We start from the raw sequence: 20,042 nt of genomic DNA, 5'->3' as shown, positions 1-20,042 counted from the left end.
TCGTTGCGAGAACAATAATCAATTTATTGTTCCCTTCAACCCAAGCACTATGCTTACGCACAACCTCGGCTACCCGCGCATTGGTAGCCAGCGCGAACTAAAAAAAGCCAGTGAGAAATACTGGTCGGGCCAACTGACGCTAGCCGAATTGCAGGCCACTGCCCGCCGCATTGCCCAGCACAACTGGCAGTTGCAGCAAGAAGCCGGCCTCGACCTGATTCCCTGCAACGACTTCAGCTACTACGACCAGGTGCTGGACACTAGCCTGATGGTAGGGGCCATTCCGCGGCGCTACACGCCCGTGCTCAGCGAAAATCCGCAGAACACGGCGCTGGATCTGTACTTTGCTATGGCCCGCGGCTACCAGCGCAACGGCCTCGATGTCACGGCGATGGAGATGACAAAGTGGTTCGACACCAACTACCACTACCTCGTGCCCGAGTTCACAGCCGACCAGGAGTTTCGGCTGTTCTCCGAGCACATTTTCGAGCAGTTTATTCACGCCCGCAACACGCTCAATACCACGCCCAAGCCGGTGCTGCTGGGGCCGGTTTCCTACCTGCTGCTGGGCAAGGAAAAGGGAGAAGGCTTCCACCGCATCGAGCTGCTGAAGCAGTTGCTGCCCGTGTACGTGGAGGTGCTGACCCGGCTGCACCAGTACGGCGCCACCTGGGTGCAGCTCGACGAGCCTTACCTGGCTCTCGACCTGACAGCGGCCGAAAAAGAGGCTTATCTGTTTGCCTATGCCAAACTGGCGCGAAGCTGCCCTGGCCTTAAGCTGCTCGTAGCGACTTATTTCGAAGGGTTGCGCGACAACGCCGCGCTGGCCGTGAGCCTACCCATCAGCGCCCTGCACGTGGACTTGGTGCGGGCGCCGGAACAACTAGCGGCCGTGCTGCCACTGGTACCGCAGTGGCTGAGCCTGTCGCTGGGTGTGGTAGACGGCCGCAACATCTGGAAAAACGACTATCAGGCGTCGTTGGTGCTGATTGAAAAAGCCGTAGCGGCGCTGGGCACCGAGCGGGTGCTGCTGGCGCCTAGCTGCTCGTTGCTGCACAGCCCCTGCGACCTGGACCTGGAAACCAACGACGCCACTCTGACGCCGGAAATCAAAAACTGGCTGGCCTTTGCCAAACAGAAGCTGCGCGAGGTAGGGGAGTTGCGCCAGATTGCCGACCACGGCGATCAGAACCTATTGCACCAGAACCAGCAGGCGCTGGAAAGCCGCCGCAAATCGGACCGCATTCACCGCCCGCACATCAAGGAACGCACCGCTGCCGTGACGGAGGCCGATGCCCGCCGCCGGAGCTCGTTTGCGGTGCGGCAGGCCCTTCAACAAGCGCAGTTGCGGTTGCCGCTCTTCCCAACAACTACCATCGGCTCGTTTCCGCAGACGGAGGATATACGGCAACTGCGCGCCCGCTTCAAGAAAGGGGAGTTGACTGCCGAGCAGTACAACGAAGCTCTGCAAAATGCCACTGTCGACGTGATTCGGTGGCAGGAGGAGGTAGGGCTAGACGTGCTGGTACACGGCGAGTTTGAGCGCAACGACATGGTAGAGTACTTCGGCGAGCTGCTCGACGGCTTTGCATTCACCAAAAACGGCTGGGTGCAGAGCTACGGCTCGCGCTGCGTGAAGCCGCCCATTTTGTACGGCGACATCCACCGCCCCGCCGACATGACCGTGGCCTGGAGCACCTTCGCCCAGGCCCTAACCCGGCGGTACGTGAAAGGCATGCTGACCGGCCCCGTGACCATTCTGCAATGGTCGTTTGTGCGCGACGACCAGCCGCGGGCCACCACCGCGTTGCAGATTGCGCTGGCTATCCGCGAAGAAGTACAGGCACTGGAAAAGGCCGGCATTCAGCTGATTCAGATTGATGAGCCGGCCATTCGGGAGGGCTTGCCACTCCGTCATTCCGACTGGCCCGCCTACCTGGCCTGGGCCGTGCGGGCGTTCCGGGTGGCCGCGTCCGGCGTGCGCGACGAAACCCAGATTCACACGCACATGTGCTACTCGGAGTTCAACGAAATCCTACCCGCCATTGCCGAGCTGGACGCCGATGTGATTACCATGGAAACCTCCCGCTCGCAGATGGAGCTCCTGGCTGCCTTCGCCGATTTTCAGTACCCCAACCAAATTGGGCCGGGCGTCTATGATATCCACTCGCCCCGCGTGCCTAGCACGGAGGAAATGGTAGGCCTACTGGAAAAAGCCCAGGCGCTCCTACCCGCCGAAAATCTGTGGGTGAATCCCGACTGCGGCCTCAAAACCCGCAAATGGCCCGAAACGGAAGCTGCCCTGCGCAACATGGTGCAAGCTGCCCGCCAGGTGCGCGCTGGGAAGAGGTGAAATGGTGAGATGGTGAAATGGTGAGTTTGTCTGTCATCCTGAGCGCAGCGAAGGACCTTATGCCCGCAGAACGAGTCGTTGATAATCAGCGTGACAAGTTCCTTCACTTTCGCTCCATTGCGCTCAGGATGACAGACAAACTCACCATTTCACTATCTCACCATTTCACCTCTTCCCCAAGGGTGCGGCCCGTATTTTGCGGGGCGGCGTACGGTTGCGCGCTGTATTGGCGTTGTAGCAAGCCGCCGTTCATCCAATCCTTTCTATTTTGGCTAGTTCAAAAAACTTTTCTGCTGCCGTTGCGCGCCTGTCGGCGCTGTTAGGCTTTTTCCTGCTAGTGCTGGGTAGCAGCGCGCAGGCGCAATACCAATTGCGCGGCTCTGTCCTCGATAAAGAAACCAAGGAACCGATTCCCTTCGTGAGTATCGGTATTCCGGGCACATCGTTGGGAACGGCTAGCAACGCCGATGGTCAGTTTTTCCTGAACCTACCCTCATTGCCGCAGCGCGTTGTCTTCTCCGAGATTGGTCACTTGCGTGATACACTGGTTGTTACCAGTACGCAAAAGCCTTTTGAGGTGCTTTTGGGCTCGGCCACTATTACCCTGCCCGAAGTGAAGGTAGGCAGCTACGCTTTTCAGCTGGTAGACCGCGCCTACCGCCACATGGCCGACAACTACGATAAGAAATTCTACGGCAAGGCCTACTACCGGCAGGTGACGCGCATTGGCGCAGAGCCCACCGAGTTGCAGGAAATGATCTGGAACGTGAAGTCCAACAACGCTCGTATTGAAGGAACCACCACGACCCAGGGACGCTTTGCCGCCAAGCAAGCCCTACTCAACTTCACCAACTTTTCCTTCAACACCAAAGGCTACGGCCTCTATAACCCCAACGCCGACAGCACCGTGTCGCTGGCCTTGCTGAGCCCGAATGCGGTGAAAAACTACTACGTAGAGCTACAGGGTATCTTGGAAAAAGGTGATGCCAACATAGCCGAAATTACCTTTGAAACCCGCCCTGAGGTGGAAGGCTACCAGGCCAACGGCACCGTCTGGATTGATACCGATACCTACAAGGTAGTGCGTTTCACCATCACGTCGCCCAACTACACCTCCGCCTCGCAAAACCCGACGTACAAGCTGAAAAACACGCTGCTGACGTTTGATCTGAGCTTCCAGAATACGCCCGACCCCGTGTCGCCGCTCGACTACATGAAGGTGAAGCTGACCGCCGACGTGCTGCGCCCCGGCACGCCCATCACCAAGCTCGATGTGTCGTCGTTCACCTTCTTTTACGATACCAACCGCAAGCCCACCGGCATTGCCTACGAGCGCGGCACCCTGGACGAGAAAGACCGCGAAACTATCCGTCAGGCCAAGTACGACCCTGAGTTTTGGGCCAACAACCCCGTAGTGCAGCGCACGCCGGTAGAGGACGAAGTAATTAAGTCTTTCGAGCAAAAAGGCGCGTTCGGCACTACCATTAAGCCTAAGCGGAAGTAGTAAAACTATAGGACGGACTACAAAACCGCCTGTCATCCTGAGCACAGCGAAGGACCTTCACGTTTGAACGAGTCGTTGTTACGTCAGTCGTTCACGCGTGAGAAGGTCCTTCGCAAGCTCAGGATGACAGGCGGTTTTTTAATTATTCTGTTCTTCCAGCTTCACCCGCACCCGCACCCGCAGCGCCAGCAAACCTTTCACTCCTTGTAGCTCTTCCAACTCCAGTTCCTCAATTTCGGGTTCCAGCATGCCGCGGTCTTGGAGGTAGTCGAGGTACTCCAGGTACTCGTCGGCTTCGCGTTGCTGGGCATAAACCAAGGCAATGCAGCCGGGTTGGGTGAGTCGTTCGCCAGTGCCCAGCACAGTGGCCTTATCAATGCGCTTCTTGATGATTTCGTAGCGGATGTTGTAGGCGCCGTCCACGTCAAACTGGCGCTCATCCTGCCGGAACCGAATGGCCAGCGGCTGGCTATGAATAAGAATAAGCTGCGTGGTATCGAGGGGAACGGGTAGGTGCTCTTTGAGGGAGGCAGTGCGGCGCGTAATTTCCACCATCACCAGCAACTGCCACAAGCGCAGGTTTTTCAAGAATACCAAGTCGAAGGGCTTGTTTTCAACCAGCGATGCGCCCACGTAAATATTGTATTCTACGCCATCGGTTTTGAAGCGCTGGAAGTAGTGTGGAAACATTTGCTGGGCCTTCTGCTCTTCCTCGTCGAGGTAGTCGCTCACGGTATCGTTGAGCAGCGTAACGCTTCGCTCGAAGGCTTTGCGGCGCTTGTATAGAATACCCAGCACGGGGTCGATGTTGTTCCAGTAGTCGGCAATAACAGGGCGTAGCTCAATGGTATTCTGCGCAAAGTACTCGAACAACGGCTCCACCTCTGACTTCAACGAATCGAAAATGCTCACCTCATCGCCCGAGATAATGCCCTGTTGCAGCCGCTTCAAGTTCTTCTCCACGTAGAACTTCAGCTCATCCAGAATAGGCAACTGCTGAAACTCGGAAGCTTTTTTGAGAACCTTGTTGGCCAACGAAAGATGTTCAATCAGGTCGCCCTGTACGGCTTCGTTGCGGGCCGTGCTGCTACCGCGGATGTCGCTGGAGCCGTGTAAGGGATACACTTCTTGGAAGACAATATCCTCCATCTCAGCGTTTTTATTGCCAGCTTCTATCTTCTCCAGCAGGTTCAAGGCGGCGTCGTTGAAGCGCCATTCCATGGTAGGGTGCAGCGCCGTGAATTTCTCTTTCACAATGGCTTGCACACGGTTTTGCATATCCTCCGCGTTGCGCTTCACAGCCACCGCAAACAGCGGCACAAACTGGTTCACCTTTTCCAGGCTGAACTCATCCAAATCACCCACGTTGGGAGAACCTAATTCCAGCAAACCCACCGTGTCGTCGCCGTAGGGTAGGAGGGCCAGGATTGCGCTTTTGATACCGATGCTGCGAATCTGCTCGCGCAAATCTTCGGGAATATCAGCCGTTTCCACATTTTCCAGAATCAACGGCTGGCGGTCCTGCAACAGCTGGGAGTAGATTTGCCGGAAGCCCGTGCTGGCCTGCTGGTTGTTGAGCTGCTTGGTCAGGAAGCTGTGGTTGATTTTGCGACCAAAATCCACGAAAGCCTGCTTGTTCTCATCGTATGCGGCAATGCCTAGCTGCAAAAAGGGCCGCTTAAACAGCACCCGCAGCTTCTCCTGAATCTGCTCCAGCCGGTCAGACGCCTGTAGCACGTCGCGCTCCAGCAAGTCATACTTCAGTTCGGATAGTATCTCTTGGTCCGTGACGTCTACTAGGTGCAAGATGTTGAAGCCTTCCAACTCAAAGCGCTCGGGCGGCAGAAGCTCCCGCCACAAATCCTGCCGGTGCATGTTGTGCAGCAGCAGGTCAATCTGCTCCTCCGTCAACTCCGGCCGCTCGCCTACCATTTTCACATTCAGGAAAGTAGAGTTGAAATCGACGCCGTAGTGCCGGTACAGGCCGATGCTGTAATCGGGCACCGTAAATACCAACGTATCATTCTTGGGTAACTCTACATCGTATATTTTGCTCAGAATGAGATGATAGGCCATGCGCGCCATATACACCTCCATATGGCGGCTGTCAATGTTGAGCGGCTGCTTGATGATATCGTTAGCATTTAGCAGCACCTCCCCAAACAAAGGGGTGTAGTAAAAACTACGGCGCTGAAAAGGCGGAATTGCCCCACTGATATCGGTAGAAAAGGAAGCTGGCGGAAATACGGCCATCATCAGCGTTTCTATCAGGTCGCAGCCGCATTCCGCAGCGTTGAGGTCCGTGATGGGGCCATGCGCCCAGGGCTCCTGAGCCACTTGCTCACCAATACTGCGTGCTAGCTGCGCCAGACCAGCGTTTGAGTCGTTTTCCCGGCTTTTCCAGTACGCAATCAGCGGCTCCAGGCTGAGCGTAGTACGGAAGGGGAAAATGGTGCTTTCAATGGGGGAAACGAGTTCTTTCAGCATATAGAGTGTCCGGGGGCAGGCCATGGGCTACCCGGCCATACTATATACGTAAAAACTGCGCAGTTCGCTTATCCTTGGTTATGGTTGCAAGATGGCGTATCGTCTTTCCTTACCTTTAGAAGTTAAATCAAGGCCTGTTATAGGAATGTTTCCATTGCTGAGCCGTATAATTTTCTTCGTGTTTTTATAATATGTGCAGCAGCCATCCTCATCATCAAATCCACCTTCTAATAGAATGTTACTGACAGTAAAGCGCAACGCCTTAGTAGTATCCATTGAAGGAGACTTTAGCGTGTAAATCTCGTAGGTGTAGGCATTGAGCTTACGGTTAGCCGTGGCTACAAAGGGAGTATTATTACCAATAGAGAGCGTGTCATTGGTGGATGGGCTAATAGGGTTGCTAATTAAGCGAGCCGTATCGCGTACTGGTATTAGCGAAGTAGGTGCAGGGACAGTGTTAGGGTCGGGCGTAAAGGTGCGGACGATGTACACAGTGGAAATTTCCTGTGGCGTTACCGAAGGCGCAAACTTGAAAAACAACGTATCCGCGTTTCTTTCCCGGTCGTCGCAGGCGACGCTACCGCAGCACGCGGCCACAACGAAAGCAAGGAGGGGAAGAAGCAGCCAGGAGAAGGAAGTGCGTAGCATAACAGGACAAAGATAAGCAGCCAGTGCCGGAAGCCTATGTACGTTACGGGGGTAGGGATTATTGTTTTGCTACCTGGCGGCTTTGCGCTTCGCTGCGAAACAGGGTAGCCAACAAAGCCAAGTGCCACCACGACGATTGTCGTGGTGGCACTTGAAATACTTTTCTTCCTGATTGTATAGCACTCGGCTTTAGTACGTCGCACCAACGATGGTTTCTACCGGACCTGTGTGCAGCAATTGCTGGCGTAGCGTGTCGGCATCTTCGGCTAGTTGCGGGCGAATCTGGCTGAGCGCCTGCCGCAGGGCTTCCACATCGGCCAGACGCGGCGCCTTGCTCTGGGAGTAGCCGTGGTACATAGCCACCCGTACGTTCGATTTTCCCGAGCCGGTGTAGGTGCCCAGCACGTGACCCTGGGCATCCATAATCTGTACTTCGGCCTGAATATCGGTGCAGTAGTTTTCTAGCGGCAGGCCCAGCAGGCTGGGCGTCAGCAGCGTCAGCATCTGGAAGGCCTGAAAACCCTTGCCTTTGCGCGTGACATCGGCCTTGGTTACTTGCAATTTTGCGTAGCCGAATACCGTGCTGTCAGTCGGCTCCAGCACATTGCGCTTCATCTCCGTATCGAACAACTTCTCGGGGTCGTCGGGGTAGGCGCCTTCGGTCGCCATCAGCGGGCCTGGGTCCACGGCCAGCTCCAGGGCGGGCAGCCGGTTTTCGATGATATCAACCTCACTTTTAGCCATAATCTGGCTGGCTGAGCGGCAACCGATGAGCAGCAGCGTGAGCGGCAGGATCAAATGAAAAGAGCGGGAAACCAGGGTTGAATGCATAGTCAGGCGGGCGAAAGATCTAAGATAGAAACTCTCTACACACCTTATATGCCAGGACGTTACGCAACCGTTATATTGTTTAATACTTAAAAGTTAATATTAAATAAGTGCAAAATAAAATGTAACTTTTTGGGTGTAAGGTAGGATTAGCATTTTTCACTTCATAGTGCCGAAATTCAAGAGTAATGCCTATTCATTTACCTATCAACAACAAAGCAAAACGCCCCTTCGGCCGGTGGAGGAGTCCAGTTGACCGAAGGAGCGTTGAGCTCTAGTGCAGAATACTTTTAGTGGCCGGAGTGAGCAAGTGTGCTATCGGCTTCGGCCAGTTCCGTTACGGGTTCTGGGGCCACGTAATTGTCGATGAACTCGCCTTCCCAGCGGGCCACCACGGCCGAGGCCAAGCAATTGCCCATCACATTGACGGCAGTGCGGGCCATATCCATCAAGGCATCAATGCCCAGGATGATAAACACCGGCCAGGAGGGTAGGTTGAACGAGGAAACCGTAGCCAACAGAATAACGAGTGAGGCGCGGGGCACGCCGGCTACGCCTTTGCTGGTGAGCATCAAGGTGAATACCATCACCAGTTGCTGCCCAAACGACAGCTCAATCCCCGCGGCCTGGGCTACAAAAATGGCGGCTAGCGACAGGTAGAGTGTGGTGCCATCGAGGTTGAACGAGTAGCCCGTAGGCATCACAAAGGCCACAATGCGGCGCGGTACGCCTACGCTCTCCATGGCCTCCATGGCACGGGGTAGGGCGGCCTCGGAGGAGGTAGTGGCAAAGGCAATACTCACCGGCTCGGCAATGGCGGCCACAATGCGCTTCACGGGTAGGCGCGCAATAAGTGCCACGGGCAGTAGCACCAATAACAGGAAGGCTATCAGGGCTCCGTAGAGCGTGAGCAGCAATTGAAAGGCATTCACCAGCGGCCCAAAGCCCATTTTACCCACCGTATAAGCCAAGGCGCCGCCTACCCCAAAGGGCGCAAAAAACATAACCACGTTGGTGAACTTGAACATCACCTCCGACAGGCTTTCCGTCCAGCTAAGCATGGGCTGGCGGTGCTTAGGGTGCACCATGGCCAAGCCAATGGCGAAAATGATAGCAAAAATTACGACCTGCAATACCTGCCCTTCAGCCACCGACTTGGCAATGTTTTCGGGGAAAATATGCAGGATGATGTCGCTGGTGGTCTGGTTGACAGCAGCTAGCTGCTCGGTATCGGCGGCAATGGCACCGCGGTTGATGCCCGCACCAGCTCGCGTGAGGTTGATGGCGGCCAGCCCGATAAATAGCGCGAAAGTGGTGACGACTTCAAAGTACACCAGCGCCTTCACCCCCATACGCCCTACCTGCTTGAGGTCGGCGTGGCCGGCAATGCCTACGACCAATGTGGCAAAAACCAGCGGGGCAATAATGGTTTTGACCAACCGCAGGAAGGCGTCGCTGAGCACCTTCATGTTGACGGCAGCGGCCGGGAAGTCGTGCCCAAACTCGGCGCCCACAAGCATGCTGACCACAATCCAGAACGTGAGCGAGCGACGACGGGCCGCCAGTACGCCTAGCGCTACCAGAGCCAACCAGCGCACTACCAGGGGCACAACCGGAGCCAGCGTGAGCCAGCCGTAGGCTTGCCCGGCCGTGAGCAGCCCGGCCAGTAGAAATAAAACGAGTGTGAGCAGAACCAGCGGAGAAAACTTCATCAGCAGCAAAAAAGGAGTATACTTGACGACGGAAAGTCAGCAAATATACTCCTTTGCGCGTGGCACCCCAGCGTTCAGCTAGTACCCAATCACAATCCGCCGTACAATGGTTTTGTTGGCCATCTGGAGGCGTAGTGTATACAGGCCAATGGGCACATTGGGCGAAACCTGGATGTCGGGCTGACCGCTGATGAGTACGGGTGCACTATAGGCCCGTAGGCCGCTGGCATCCCACAATTCCAGCGTAGCTGTTTGCGGCAGAGCCGGTTGCACCCGCAAATAGAACGTGCCGTTGTTGGGCACAGGATACATGCTCACCTGCAGCGGCACTTCTTTCACCTCCACCGCTTTGATGGGAGAGTACACGGCCTGCGTGCCGCAAAGCTGGCGCAACCGGTAGTACGTAGTGCCCAGCGGAGCATGCTGATCAATTAGGTCATAGGTGTGGGCCTGCGTGGAAGTACCGGCACCAGCTAGGCTGCCAATCTCCTCAAATGCAACGCCATCAGTAGAGCGCTCTACCACAAACGATTCGCTGTGGTGCTCCGTGGCGGTAGTCCAGTTGAGCTGCACCTGCTGTCCTACGCTGTTTAGCTCGAATTCGGTGAGTACAGGAGAAGGATTACCATTTTTATTGGTGTACAACACGCCATTAGGCACTATTTGCTGTACCAAACCAGGACCATCGTAGCGCAGTACTAGCCCTTGGCTACCCCCGTGCTCACCGTAGTACACCCGCAGGGTATGAAAGCCTGCGCTGAGTTTCTTGGTAGCCGTTGCTTCGCGGTAGCCGTGTGCGTCGCCGGCGTTGATGACCGTGGGTTGCGTATCCTGATCAAACCACACGGAAGCAGCATCGTCGGAGCCAAGGTAGAAGGTATAGGTACCGCCCGTAAGAGCGTAAAATTTGCCAGTATAGGTGGCGCTAAACTCGTCGGGATTACCGGGAGAGTTATAAACAGCCACATCACCCACATTAAAGATATCGGTCTGATTGAAGGAGAAATTCAACTCACTTATGTGGCGGTTGACAATCCCTGGTTTTGCACGGGTGAAAAACGATATGTCGTCGTAGAAATAGCCACGGTAATACGTAGCCAGCAAACCGGCCTCGCAGGCGTTGGCTGGTGCATTCTGGCCCAGTACGAGGGTAGGCAACACTATTCCTGCACAGAACAACGCAAAAAAAGCAGTGCGTCTTGCCAACTGTAGCCAATTGGAAAATGCGTAAAAATTAGTTCTCATAACGTGGGTGGGAAAGATAAAAAAGGGCAGGAGGCGTGTTACTTCTAAGTAGGAAAAAGCAAAGCGAAAGACAGCCCGGAATCCAACTATATTATCTTATAATTGTAATATTCCAACTGCACATGTAGCCATATACGGACACTCAATTCAGAGGTTTAAAATTATGACATTGCACGGAAAAAGAAATAAAAATAACGGGTAAATGCCATTAAAAAGCATAGAATGTGGCATTCTGAAAAGGCTACTATCCTTTGTGCAGCCCCAGATACTGTGCTGGCGTTTTTCTTTCTTCTCTCATCTCTATGCTGATCTGGACCCTCACGCCGCTGCTGCTGCCCCTGCGCTATACCTGGAAAATTGCCCGCAATGCCTCTGACAGCAAAACCAACCTGCTGGTCCAGCTGACCGATGCGAAGGGGGAGTACCAGGGTAGGGGCGAGGCGGCGCCCAATGTGCGCTACGGAGAATCGCCGGAACGGCTGATGCAGGAGTTTGAGCAGCTGCTGGCTGCGGGTTTGAGCCGCGTGGGTAGCCTGGCAGAGTTGGAAGCTTTGCTGGCTGCCTACCCACCTGCGCACGCGTTGCGCTTTGCGCTAGAGTCGGCCTACTTGCATCGGGAGGCAGCGCAGCGCGGGCTGACCGTGCCCGCACTGCTGCGGGTATCCGCGCCGGCCGCACGTACGCCCACCGCGTTTTCCCTACCCATTATGGATCCCGGCGCTGTGGCTGGCTTTATGCAGGAGCAGGACATGCGGCGCTTTCCGCTGCTGAAAATCAAAGTGAACCAGGAGAGCGGCTACGAGCTGTTGCGTGAGGTAGTGCGCGCCGCGCCGGGGCACCCGCTACTGATCGACGGCAACGAATCCTGGACGGATGCCGATGCGTTGCTGCATTTTCTGGAAAAAATTGGGCAGCTACCTGGCCTGCGCGTGCGCCTGCTGGAGCAGCCCCTACCCGCCGCCTGCACCACCGACTACGAATACCTGCGCCCCCGCACGCCCTATCCCTTGTTCGCCGATGAATCGGTAACCGACACAGCCGATTTCGCGGCCATTGCCCGTCAGTTTCACGGCGTGAATATGAAGCTAATGAAAGCCGGCGGCTACCATAACGGCCTGCGCCTGTTTGCGCAAACCCGCGCCCACGGCCTGCAAACCATGTTGGGCTGCATGGTCGAAACCTCACTGGGCATCTGGTCGGCTCTGCAAGTGAGTGCCCTGGCCGATGTATGCGACCTAGATGGATTTTTGATTCTGCGCGACGAGCCGTTTGGGCTGGTGCGTGAGCAGGATGGGGAGTTGGAGATAGTGGAGTTATGAGGTAGTGAAGAGAAAACGTCTGTCATCCTGAGCGGAGCGAAGGACCTTCTCACAAGAGAACGAGTCGTTGATACGATAGTCGTTCTAGCGTGAAAAGGTCCTTCGCAAGCGGACGCCAGATAAAGGAGGACAGACGCTTTCTCTTCACCACTCCCTACTTCGTCAACTGTTGAAGTTGCTGGTCCAGTTCGCGGAGCTGTTGGTCGAGTTGGCGGGTGTCGGGTGGGGTAGACTGCCGGGAGAGCAGGTCGATTTTTTGGTTGAGCAGCCGTACTTTTTGCTCCATCAGCTTCAGCTGCTGGCTTTGCCGGTTTAGCTGGGCCTGCAAATCGGATAGAGGGACTACTTTGCCGCGCTCTACGTACTGCTCGAAGCGGGCTGCGTTGGCGCCAATAGTATCGTGGCGGGCCGCGGCGGCGCTGCTAGGTGTGGCAAACACAATACTGCCCGCGCTATTCACATAGTCGCCCTCGTGCAGAGTCGTTAGTTTGCCGCTGGGTAGCTCCACGATGCCACTTTTGTAGTTGATCTTCGTGCCACTGGCCAACCGGATATTTTTTGTGAGCGGCTGGTAATTGTTATCTTGATGGAGCACTACCTCTCCATTGCGAAACAGAAACTGCGCCCCGGTACCGTAATCTACCGCACCTATGGGCCGGACGCGAACAGCCGTTTTTTCCTGGGCGCTGGCAGGTGATACCGCCGTTAGTAAGCTGCCCGTTAGCAAGAGGATGAAGAAAGTACGCATGAGTTGCTGGTGAGAGAGAAAATTGTTCCTCTACGCATCGGCACAACGGATGGTAGGCAAGCAGCTGTAAATTTTTCCGTCAAATATGTTGCAACATTAAATGTATGTACATACATTTGTGTCATCAATCAGCCGCATCAATTATGTCAGCAATGAAAATAGAGGATGCCATCAAGCAACCGGTTTTTAAGGACCCTTATCAGAAGGTGATGATCAACCTATTGTATACGGCTGGCTGGTTGGAATTGCGGCAGGCTTCAGCCTTTCGCGAATACGGCGTAACCGGGCCTCAATACAATGTACTGCGCATTTTGCGGGGGCAGCACCCAAAGCCCGCTACCGTTAACCTGCTGATTGAGCGCATGCTGGACAAAACCAGCAACGCCTCGCGCATTGTAGACAAGCTAGAGGCCAAGCAACTCGTGACGCGCACGGTATGTCCCAGCAACCGCCGCGCTGTGGACATCTGCATCACCGATGCCGGCCTGGCGCTGCTGGAAAGCATGCAGCCCGTGTTGGAAGAACAGAATACGGTTTTGAAAAACTTGAGCGTGGCGGAAGCCGAACAGCTCAGCAACTTACTCGATAAACTCCGGGACTGACGGCTTTCAGTCACATTTACTCTTTTTTCAATCATGAAAAAAATCGTTTTGTCGGCTCTCGTAGCCGCCACTTTCCTCGGCACTTCTGCTTTTGTTGCTGCTCCTGGTACCAGCGCCAACGCTACCCGTGTGGAGAAAGCCGCCGCCAAGACCTACAAAGTACAGCCGCAACTCAGCACTTTGGGTTGGGAAGGCAAAGCCGTAACGCACGGCCACAACGGCACGGCCCAGTTTACGGGCGGTGAGTTGATGGTAAACGGCAATCAGCTGGTAGGCGGTACCGTGACGGTGGACATGACCACGGTGAAGACGACCGACATCAAAGATGCCGAAAGCAACACCAAGTTCATGGGTCACCTCAACTCGGACGACTTCTTCAGCACCGCGAAGTTCCCCACTGCTACCTTCAAAATCACGAAAGTAGCCTATATCAAAGGTGCCGCTGCTACTGCCAACAACGCCAACATCACCGGCGACCTGACTATCAAAGGCAAAACCAACAGCATCACTTTCCCTGCCAAGGTAGGCGTGAAGAACGGCGTAGCTGCCGCCAGCGGCACGGCCACTGTTGACCGCACCAAGTACGATATCAAATACGGCTCGAAGTCCTTCTTCGAAGGCATCGGCGACAAAGCCATCTACGACGACTTTACGCTGAGCTTCAACGTGATTGCCAAGTAGTAGGTACCTAATCAGCCTATAAAAAAAATCCCCGCTACCAGATGGTAGCGGGGATTTTTTGTGCGCGTTATGCAGATGGCTATTTACCGCGTAAGCGGCTTTGGCGGTACAGCATCTGCTGCCTCACTACCTGAACCAGCGAGTCGGGCACGAAGACCGGGTCGGTAGGGGGCTGCTGGGCGTTGAGGGGGTAGCGGAGCCAGTACGTTTTGTCAGTATCGTCGAACTGGCCGTCGCGGTCAGAATCGTATCGTAGCTCCGCTAGCAACATTTTCGTGTTCGGAATCAGCTGCCAGCTTTCGAGGCGGGTGCTGTCGGGTGTAAGCTGATGCAGCTGCTCGCCAGCGCGGTTGGAGATAAACAGAATGCGCCCATCGGCACTGGTCAGCTCGCCGTCCCCGTTACGGTCGGCCGTAATCATCTGGTAAAAGATGTACGGGTAGGTAGTTGTAATCACCTTCTCGATGCGGTAGCCACCATTATCTAATAGTAGGTGGGTGCGGCCAGTAGGCAAATGGTGAAACAACAGGTTGAAGACCGGGCCGCGGGCCGAGTCGTAGTTGGTGCTGGCGTAGGAAGTCGGCGCATCACCCTTAATATCAATCAGCGGCCGTTCTTGCTTACCCGTTTTCACCGCCATAATGGGTTGGTACACATACCGGCCACTGTCCAACGGTACGGGCGCAGCATATTGTACCCGGTACGTTTGGGCAGCCTGTCGGATGGTGAGCGAATCGGGAATAGGCGGTGTCTGAGAAGCCGAGGTAGCTGCCGGTTTCTTTTGCTGATCGGGAGAGCAGGCGGTAGCCAAACCGCCAAATAACAGACAGGTAAACAGCGTAGAACGGGTAACGGGCATGAAAAGGGTTGCGCAAAAGGTAAACGGAAGCTGGGTTGCCTACTAACGAAACCCGGCAATAGCTAGTACGGTAGCAGGTGGGGTAGGGATGTATTGGGCGGCTTAAAGCCTGTGCCAGCCCCGGCGCCTACTCTGGCAGGGCTAGCCCGTGCGGTAGCTCAAACCGCAGACTGTGGCTTTTGCTGCGGGCACGTAGCTGCTGCAAAAACGAGTCGAGGTCGGCCTTGTATTCCAGCCACAAATCTTCGTGCAGGTTGGCCTGTACCAGCGTGGTGGTGCGGGCGGCCAGGCGGGCCGTGGCGGTATAGAATCCCGCAAACGGACTTTCAAACTGCCCTGTGTAGTTGGCAAAAATATGCCGCAGCATGTACAGATTCAGGTCTACCTCCAGGCGCTTGTCTTTGGTGATGCGGCGGGCGCGGGTCACTTCCTTAGTGGCTTTGCTGAGGGCTTTGGTAAGGCTGCGGTTGAGCAGCCGCCCGGTAGCACCTACCGCAAACAGCTCATGAATCCGGTCGGAGGCCTGTTCATACACCGTTTCCACCGTCACGTCGGGTAGCAGTTCAAAGCTGAGGGTGTCGTATAGCTCGGCGTCGCGGCGGGCCGCACGTAGCAGTAGGGCTTCTTTTTCCTTATCGGTAAGGCGTTTTAGGGCCTTTTTAAACTCAGCAGACGGAACGGGCATGAGGGAAATACGGACTAAAAAGGCAGAATTGAAAGTTTTGTACGATAGATAGGGCAACAGCACCTTGGGATTCGTAGTCTTTTTTCTATATTGCTAAAAATATTAGTTGTTCAAATTTTTAGCAAAGTAAGCCATGGCGCTACTCACTATTCAGGACGAAACTGCCCTGGGCAGCATCCTCAACCGGCTGGAGTTGGAAATAGGGCAGGAGATGCTCACCGTACGCGAGTTGATTTCGCGGCGTGTGCAACAGGAAGTAGCCACCTACAACGCTCGACGGGTAGGGGTGTTTAGCGGCTTGGTGCAACCCACCATGTCGGAGCGGGTGCTTAATGGGTTTCGGCTGCGGCAGCCCAAACCCATTGATGCTGAAGAACAGCTGTACAAGGCGCTAGAAGGTTTTCAGCAAAACGGCTACTTCGTGCTCGTGAATGATCGGCAGGTAGAGTCGCTCGACGAGGAGGTGTGGTTGGGCGTGGGTGCTACGGCTAGCTTCATTAAGCTGACGCCGCTGGTAGGCGGATGATAGATGATTTCCCTCTGGACCACTCTATTGCAGCACCTCGGCTTTGCTAAAGCCAAAACGCCTGCCGTGCTTTCATCTCTATTCACTATGGTTACCAAAGAAAAGAAATCCTTTACGAAGCTGTTGAGCAGCCCCCGCCCCGAAGCCGTTGAAATGCAGTCTTTCCTTCTGCAATACCTAACGGAAATTCAAGAGCTGAATCTGTCCTATTACTGGGATTTGAGGCTGCCAAAACTGTCTGCCTATCAACTACTCAAGCAGCAAGATGCCGCCTACAAAGGTCGGTTGGTGCTAGCTACAGTAGAGGCGCTGCGTAGTCTATCTAATAATAATGAGACGCTTTATCAGCTGGAAGCATTGCTGAAGCAATTGCTACGCCTGACGCTAAGCATTGATAGTGAAGGATTCCTGCAACTGCTGAAGCTGTACGGAATAAGCGAGCAGGCAAATGAGCGGGACGTGGAAACGGCGTTGAACAAGTTTCCGGTGCTGCTCACGCTAAGCCAAGTGGAAAAACTGGCAGCGAAAGAAGGTATATCGGAAGCGCTGATTGCCTACCTAAAGCAACTCCGGCTACATGGCGTCTCTAGCTCCGATAACAGGCTGGGAAATTTGCGCGCTAAAATTCAGGATATCTTGAGGGCCAGCGGGGTAGCAGAGCTGCCCGTGGTCATTTTTCCTGCCGATGACCTGTTTGGCGTAACCTTGAATGAGTTTGTGCAGGGGCTGCACGGTAGCGATGCGGCTGGATCCTGGTTGCGGCTATTGCAATTGTGCCAGAATGTGAGTGGAGCGCAACCCACGGGCAAGTTTCAGAAAGCAGCGGCAGCGGCTGTAGCCGCGGTGGGGGCAGAAAACGTGGCGGCTTAGTATGAAGTCTGGCTGAATGGCCTGACGAAACTACCGGTGCAGGAGCTGAACCGCACGCAGCAGTATGGTAGCTATACCTACACCCACACCGAGTGGCACTTTCTAAGCACTCCAAACCAGGAGGCAGCAAAAGGTTTGCTCTGGACGAGCGGGTTGCTGCCCAGTGCTGCGTTGCCGCACTCTATAGCCGAGCTGGCGGCGAAGTGCTACCGCAAAATCCCAGGCAAAGGGCCCTTGGCGCCAGGCCTCGGCAATGCCTGCCTGTGGGCACTGGCCCAGCGTGGCCTAGCAGGTGTGACGCACCTCTCGCGCCTGCACAGCATCGTGAAGCAAAGCAACACGAAAAACCTTATTGGGCGCTACCTCGAAACCGCGTCTCTGGCGCTGGGTATGACGCCCGCCGAACTGGAAGATATGGCCGTACCGGACTGTGGCTTAGCCAACGGTCGTGCACTGCATGAATTGGGCGACTACCGCGCCGTGCTGCAACTACGCGCCGGCAAAGTGGAGGTGCAGTGGAGCAAAGGAGATAAAATCATGAAATCGGTGCCGGCGGCGCTCAAACGCACCCACGCCGAGGAATTGCGTACGCTCAAGCTCGCCCAAGCGCAGGCCCAGCACACATATACTGCGCAGCGCGAGCGGCTCGACCGGGGCTATATTGTTGATCGGCGCATCACGTGGCCCCGGTTTCGGCGCTACTACCTGGAGCACGGGCTGATGGGTGAACTGACACGGCCGCTTATCTGGCGTTTTCACCGCCCCGATGGCACCCACCACGACGCGCTGTGGCTTGACGATGCCTGGCGCACCGCGCAGAAGGAGACCCTACCCGAACCCAATGAGGCCGACACCGTGCAGCTCTGGCACCCAGTACTGAGCACCACCAATGAAGTGCTGGCCTGGCGTAATCTGCTTGACAGCATACAGTTGCGCCAGCCATTCAAGCAAGCCTACCGCGAGGTGTATCTGCTTACACCGCCCGAAGAACGCACGCGCACGTACTCCAATCGCATGGCTGCGCACGTGCTACGTCAGCATCAGTTCAGCGCTCTGGCGCGTGGCCGCGGCTGGAACTACCGCCTCATGGGCAATTATGATAAGGGCTACGAATCGGACTCGACTACCCTGGAGCTGCCCGCGCACAGCTTGGAAGCGCAGTTTTGGGTGAGTGAAGTCAACGCCGATGGTGCCTGGAACGAAGCCGGTATCTGGAACTACGTGAGTACCGATCAGGTGCGTTTCGTGAACGACCATGGCCCCGTACCGCTGCCGGAAGTGCCGCCGCTGGTATTTTCGGAGGTGATGCGCGATGTAGACCTGTTTGTGGGGGTAGCCTCGGTAGGAAACGACCCGCTTTGGCGCGACAACGGCGGCTTGGTGCAGTACCGGGACTACTGGCAAAACTACTCGTTTGGGGAGCTAGGCGAAGTAGCGAAAACCCGTAAGGCGGCCCTGGAGCGACTGGTGCCCCGCATGCAGCTAGGAAAAGTGAGCCAGATCAACGGCAATTTTCTGGAAGTGAAAGGCAAGCTGCGGACCTACAAAATTCACTTGGGCAGCGGCAATATTCTGATGACGCCCAATGACCAGTACCTGTGCATTGTGCCCGACCGCTCGGCCAAAACAGTCACCGCCACCGGTGTCTTCCTGCCCTTCGAGGGAGATGCCATTCTGTCAATTATCCTCAGCAAAGCCATGCTGCTCATGGCCGACGACCAGATTACCGACCAGACAATTGTGCGGCAGATCCGACGCCACTGAGCAAGTATGCAGCTTATCAAGGGGTTATCTAGCCAGAAAGGTGCGGTTGAGGTTGACCTTTTACCCGGTTTTTTCGTAAATTTGCACTATGCATAGCAACCCGCAAATCGACTACAACGAGGACGTACTGCTCCTGGAAGAAACCATCGACGTGCGCGACTTGGTCGTGTACAACGATGATGTGAATACGTTTGAGCACGTTATCAAAACCCTGATCGACGTGTGCCAGCACGAGCCCGAGCAGGCAGAACAGTGCACGCTGCTCATTCATCACAAAGGCAAGTGCACGGTAAAGCACGGCGCCTACGATGAGCTAACGGGCATGTGCACCGCCATCCACGACCGGGGCATTTCGGCTGACATTCTGTAGCAGCTTTCCTCCCGAAAAATTCTGTCATCCTGCGCCCGGCGAAGGACCTTATCGCCCCCTGTTCGTTGTTAAGAAACGGGCCGGCGGGATATGGTATCTTGCCGGCCTCAGGATGACAGTCTATTTTACTCCTTCCCTCTTTTGAATGGAATTTCCCTCCAAGCTGATAGAAAATGCCGTGGGTGAGTTGGCCAAGCTGCCGGGTATTGGCAAAAAAACCGCTCTGCGTTTGGCCCTGCACCTCCTTAAAGCCGAAACTGAAACCACCAGCAACCTGGCGGAGGCACTGGCCAAAATGCGCTTCGACATCACCTACTGCCAGACCTGCCATAATATTTCTGACACGGAGCAGTGTAGCATCTGCGCCAATAAGCTGCGCGACCACGCTACCATTTGCGTGGTATCAGACATCCGCGACGTGATTGCCATTGAAAATACCGGACAGTACCAGGGTACCTACCACGTGCTGGGCGGCGTCATTTCGCCCATTGAGGGCATCGGCCCCGGCGACTTGCACATCGATACGCTGCTGGAGCGCGTAACGGCGCCCGGTTCGGAGGTGCAGGAAGTGATTCTGGCCATCAGCCCTACCATGGAGGGCGACACCACGGCCTTCTACCTCTCGCGCAAGCTCCGCGACCAAGAAGGCGTCAACATCAGCACCATTGCCCGGGGCATCCCAGTAGGGGGCGAGTTGGAGTATGCTGACGAAATTACGCTAGGCCGCAGCATTGTGGAGCGTCAGCGCCAGGCGCGGTAAGGTATATTATTGCTACATGAGTGAAGCCGCCGGAGTTTACTTCCGGCGGCTTTTTTTGTGGTAGAGACAGAGAGTCTGCTA

Annotated in this window: 18 protein-coding genes; 10 read left to right on the top strand and 8 right to left on the bottom strand. The window is 55.5% G+C overall.

The window, feature by feature from the left end:
• The first annotated feature begins 49 nt into the window (after nt 1-49).
• Nucleotides 50-2,353, top strand: coding sequence for a 5-methyltetrahydropteroyltriglutamate--homocysteine S-methyltransferase (gene metE, locus J4D97_RS15130; protein ID WP_208308261.1), 2,304 nt, complete (start codon nt 50-52; stop codon nt 2,351-2,353).
• Between the two features lie 268 nt (nt 2,354-2,621).
• Entirely contained in the window at nt 2,622-3,857 is a 1,236-nt protein-coding gene (locus tag J4D97_RS15125; protein WP_208308260.1) for a carboxypeptidase-like regulatory domain-containing protein, read from the top strand.
• Nucleotides 3,858-3,995: 138 nt separating this feature from the next.
• Here the strand turns inward: J4D97_RS15125 and J4D97_RS15120 are convergent, their stop codons facing one another.
• The 5 genes from J4D97_RS15120 to J4D97_RS15100 form a co-directional block, all read right to left on the bottom strand.
• A complete protein-coding gene (locus tag J4D97_RS15120) occupies nt 3,996-6,344 on the bottom strand; it encodes a GAF domain-containing protein (protein WP_208308259.1) in 2,349 nt (782 codons plus the stop codon).
• A 78-nt stretch (nt 6,345-6,422) separates the two neighbouring features.
• Nucleotides 6,423-6,992, bottom strand: coding sequence for a hypothetical protein (locus J4D97_RS15115; protein WP_208308258.1), 570 nt, complete (start codon nt 6,990-6,992; stop codon nt 6,423-6,425).
• Between the two features lie 189 nt (nt 6,993-7,181).
• A complete protein-coding gene (locus J4D97_RS15110) occupies nt 7,182-7,823 on the bottom strand; it encodes a hypothetical protein (protein ID WP_208308257.1) in 642 nt (213 codons plus the stop codon).
• 287 nt (nt 7,824-8,110) lie between these two features.
• Nucleotides 8,111-9,532 (bottom strand): dicarboxylate/amino acid:cation symporter, encoded by a 1,422-nt coding sequence (locus tag J4D97_RS15105; protein WP_208308256.1) that lies wholly within the window; start codon nt 9,530-9,532, stop codon nt 8,111-8,113.
• Between the two features lie 78 nt (nt 9,533-9,610).
• The gene (locus J4D97_RS15100) at nt 9,611-10,693 is read right to left on the bottom strand and encodes a PA14 domain-containing protein (protein WP_185280909.1); all 1,083 of its coding nucleotides are present in this window, start codon (nt 10,691-10,693) and stop codon (nt 9,611-9,613) included.
• A 386-nt stretch (nt 10,694-11,079) separates the two neighbouring features.
• On the opposite strand from J4D97_RS15100, the gene J4D97_RS15095 reads away from it, so the two are divergent.
• A complete protein-coding gene (locus J4D97_RS15095) occupies nt 11,080-12,096 on the top strand; it encodes an enolase C-terminal domain-like protein (protein WP_208308255.1) in 1,017 nt (338 codons plus the stop codon).
• 154 nt (nt 12,097-12,250) lie between these two features.
• Here J4D97_RS15095 and J4D97_RS15090 read toward each other — a convergent pair whose 3' ends face one another.
• Nucleotides 12,251-12,844 (bottom strand): DUF6799 domain-containing protein, encoded by a 594-nt coding sequence (locus J4D97_RS15090; RefSeq protein WP_208308254.1) that lies wholly within the window; start codon nt 12,842-12,844, stop codon nt 12,251-12,253.
• Nucleotides 12,845-12,987: 143 nt separating this feature from the next.
• Here J4D97_RS15090 and J4D97_RS15085 point away from each other — a divergent pair, with 143 nt between their 5' ends.
• Nucleotides 12,988-13,446: a MarR family winged helix-turn-helix transcriptional regulator gene (locus J4D97_RS15085; RefSeq protein ID WP_347879350.1), complete on the top strand. Its 459-nt coding sequence runs from the start codon at nt 12,988-12,990 to the stop codon at nt 13,444-13,446.
• A gap of 33 nt (nt 13,447-13,479) precedes the next feature.
• A complete protein-coding gene (locus J4D97_RS15080) occupies nt 13,480-14,127 on the top strand; it encodes a YceI family protein (RefSeq protein WP_208308253.1) in 648 nt (215 codons plus the stop codon).
• A gap of 79 nt (nt 14,128-14,206) precedes the next feature.
• Here the strand turns inward: J4D97_RS15080 and J4D97_RS15075 are convergent, their stop codons facing one another.
• The gene (locus tag J4D97_RS15075) at nt 14,207-14,986 is read right to left on the bottom strand and encodes a hypothetical protein (protein WP_208308252.1); all 780 of its coding nucleotides are present in this window, start codon (nt 14,984-14,986) and stop codon (nt 14,207-14,209) included.
• A gap of 127 nt (nt 14,987-15,113) precedes the next feature.
• On the bottom strand, nt 15,114-15,671 hold the full coding sequence (locus J4D97_RS15070; RefSeq protein ID WP_208308251.1) for a hypothetical protein: 558 nt from the start codon (nt 15,669-15,671) through the stop codon (nt 15,114-15,116).
• A 133-nt stretch (nt 15,672-15,804) separates the two neighbouring features.
• Here J4D97_RS15070 and J4D97_RS15065 point away from each other — a divergent pair, with 133 nt between their 5' ends.
• The 5 genes from J4D97_RS15065 to recR all read left to right on the top strand — a co-directional run bounded on the left by J4D97_RS15065 (nt 15,805) and on the right by recR (nt 19,961).
• Nucleotides 15,805-16,197: a hypothetical protein gene (locus J4D97_RS15065; RefSeq protein ID WP_208308250.1), complete on the top strand. Its 393-nt coding sequence runs from the start codon at nt 15,805-15,807 to the stop codon at nt 16,195-16,197.
• A gap of 87 nt (nt 16,198-16,284) precedes the next feature.
• Nucleotides 16,285-17,067: a hypothetical protein gene (locus J4D97_RS15060; RefSeq protein WP_208308249.1), complete on the top strand. Its 783-nt coding sequence runs from the start codon at nt 16,285-16,287 to the stop codon at nt 17,065-17,067.
• A gap of 36 nt (nt 17,068-17,103) precedes the next feature.
• Nucleotides 17,104-18,831 carry a DUF4132 domain-containing protein gene (locus tag J4D97_RS15055; RefSeq protein ID WP_208308248.1) on the top strand — a complete coding sequence of 576 codons (1,728 nt, stop codon included), beginning with the start codon at nt 17,104-17,106 and terminating at the stop codon, nt 18,829-18,831.
• Between the two features lie 88 nt (nt 18,832-18,919).
• Nucleotides 18,920-19,201, top strand: coding sequence for an ATP-dependent Clp protease adaptor ClpS (locus tag J4D97_RS15050; protein ID WP_185280900.1), 282 nt, complete (start codon nt 18,920-18,922; stop codon nt 19,199-19,201).
• A gap of 145 nt (nt 19,202-19,346) precedes the next feature.
• A complete protein-coding gene (gene recR / locus J4D97_RS15045; protein ID WP_185280899.1) occupies nt 19,347-19,961 on the top strand; it encodes a recombination mediator RecR in 615 nt (204 codons plus the stop codon).
• Nucleotides 19,962-20,042 lie beyond the last annotated feature (81 nt).

The sequence above is a fragment of the Hymenobacter defluvii genome (genome assembly GCF_017589435.1).
Lineage (GTDB): Bacteria > Bacteroidota > Bacteroidia > Cytophagales > Hymenobacteraceae > Hymenobacter > Hymenobacter profundi.
The sequence above is the reverse complement of the archived record's forward strand: the minus strand, read 5'-3'. Positions and strand labels throughout refer to the sequence as shown.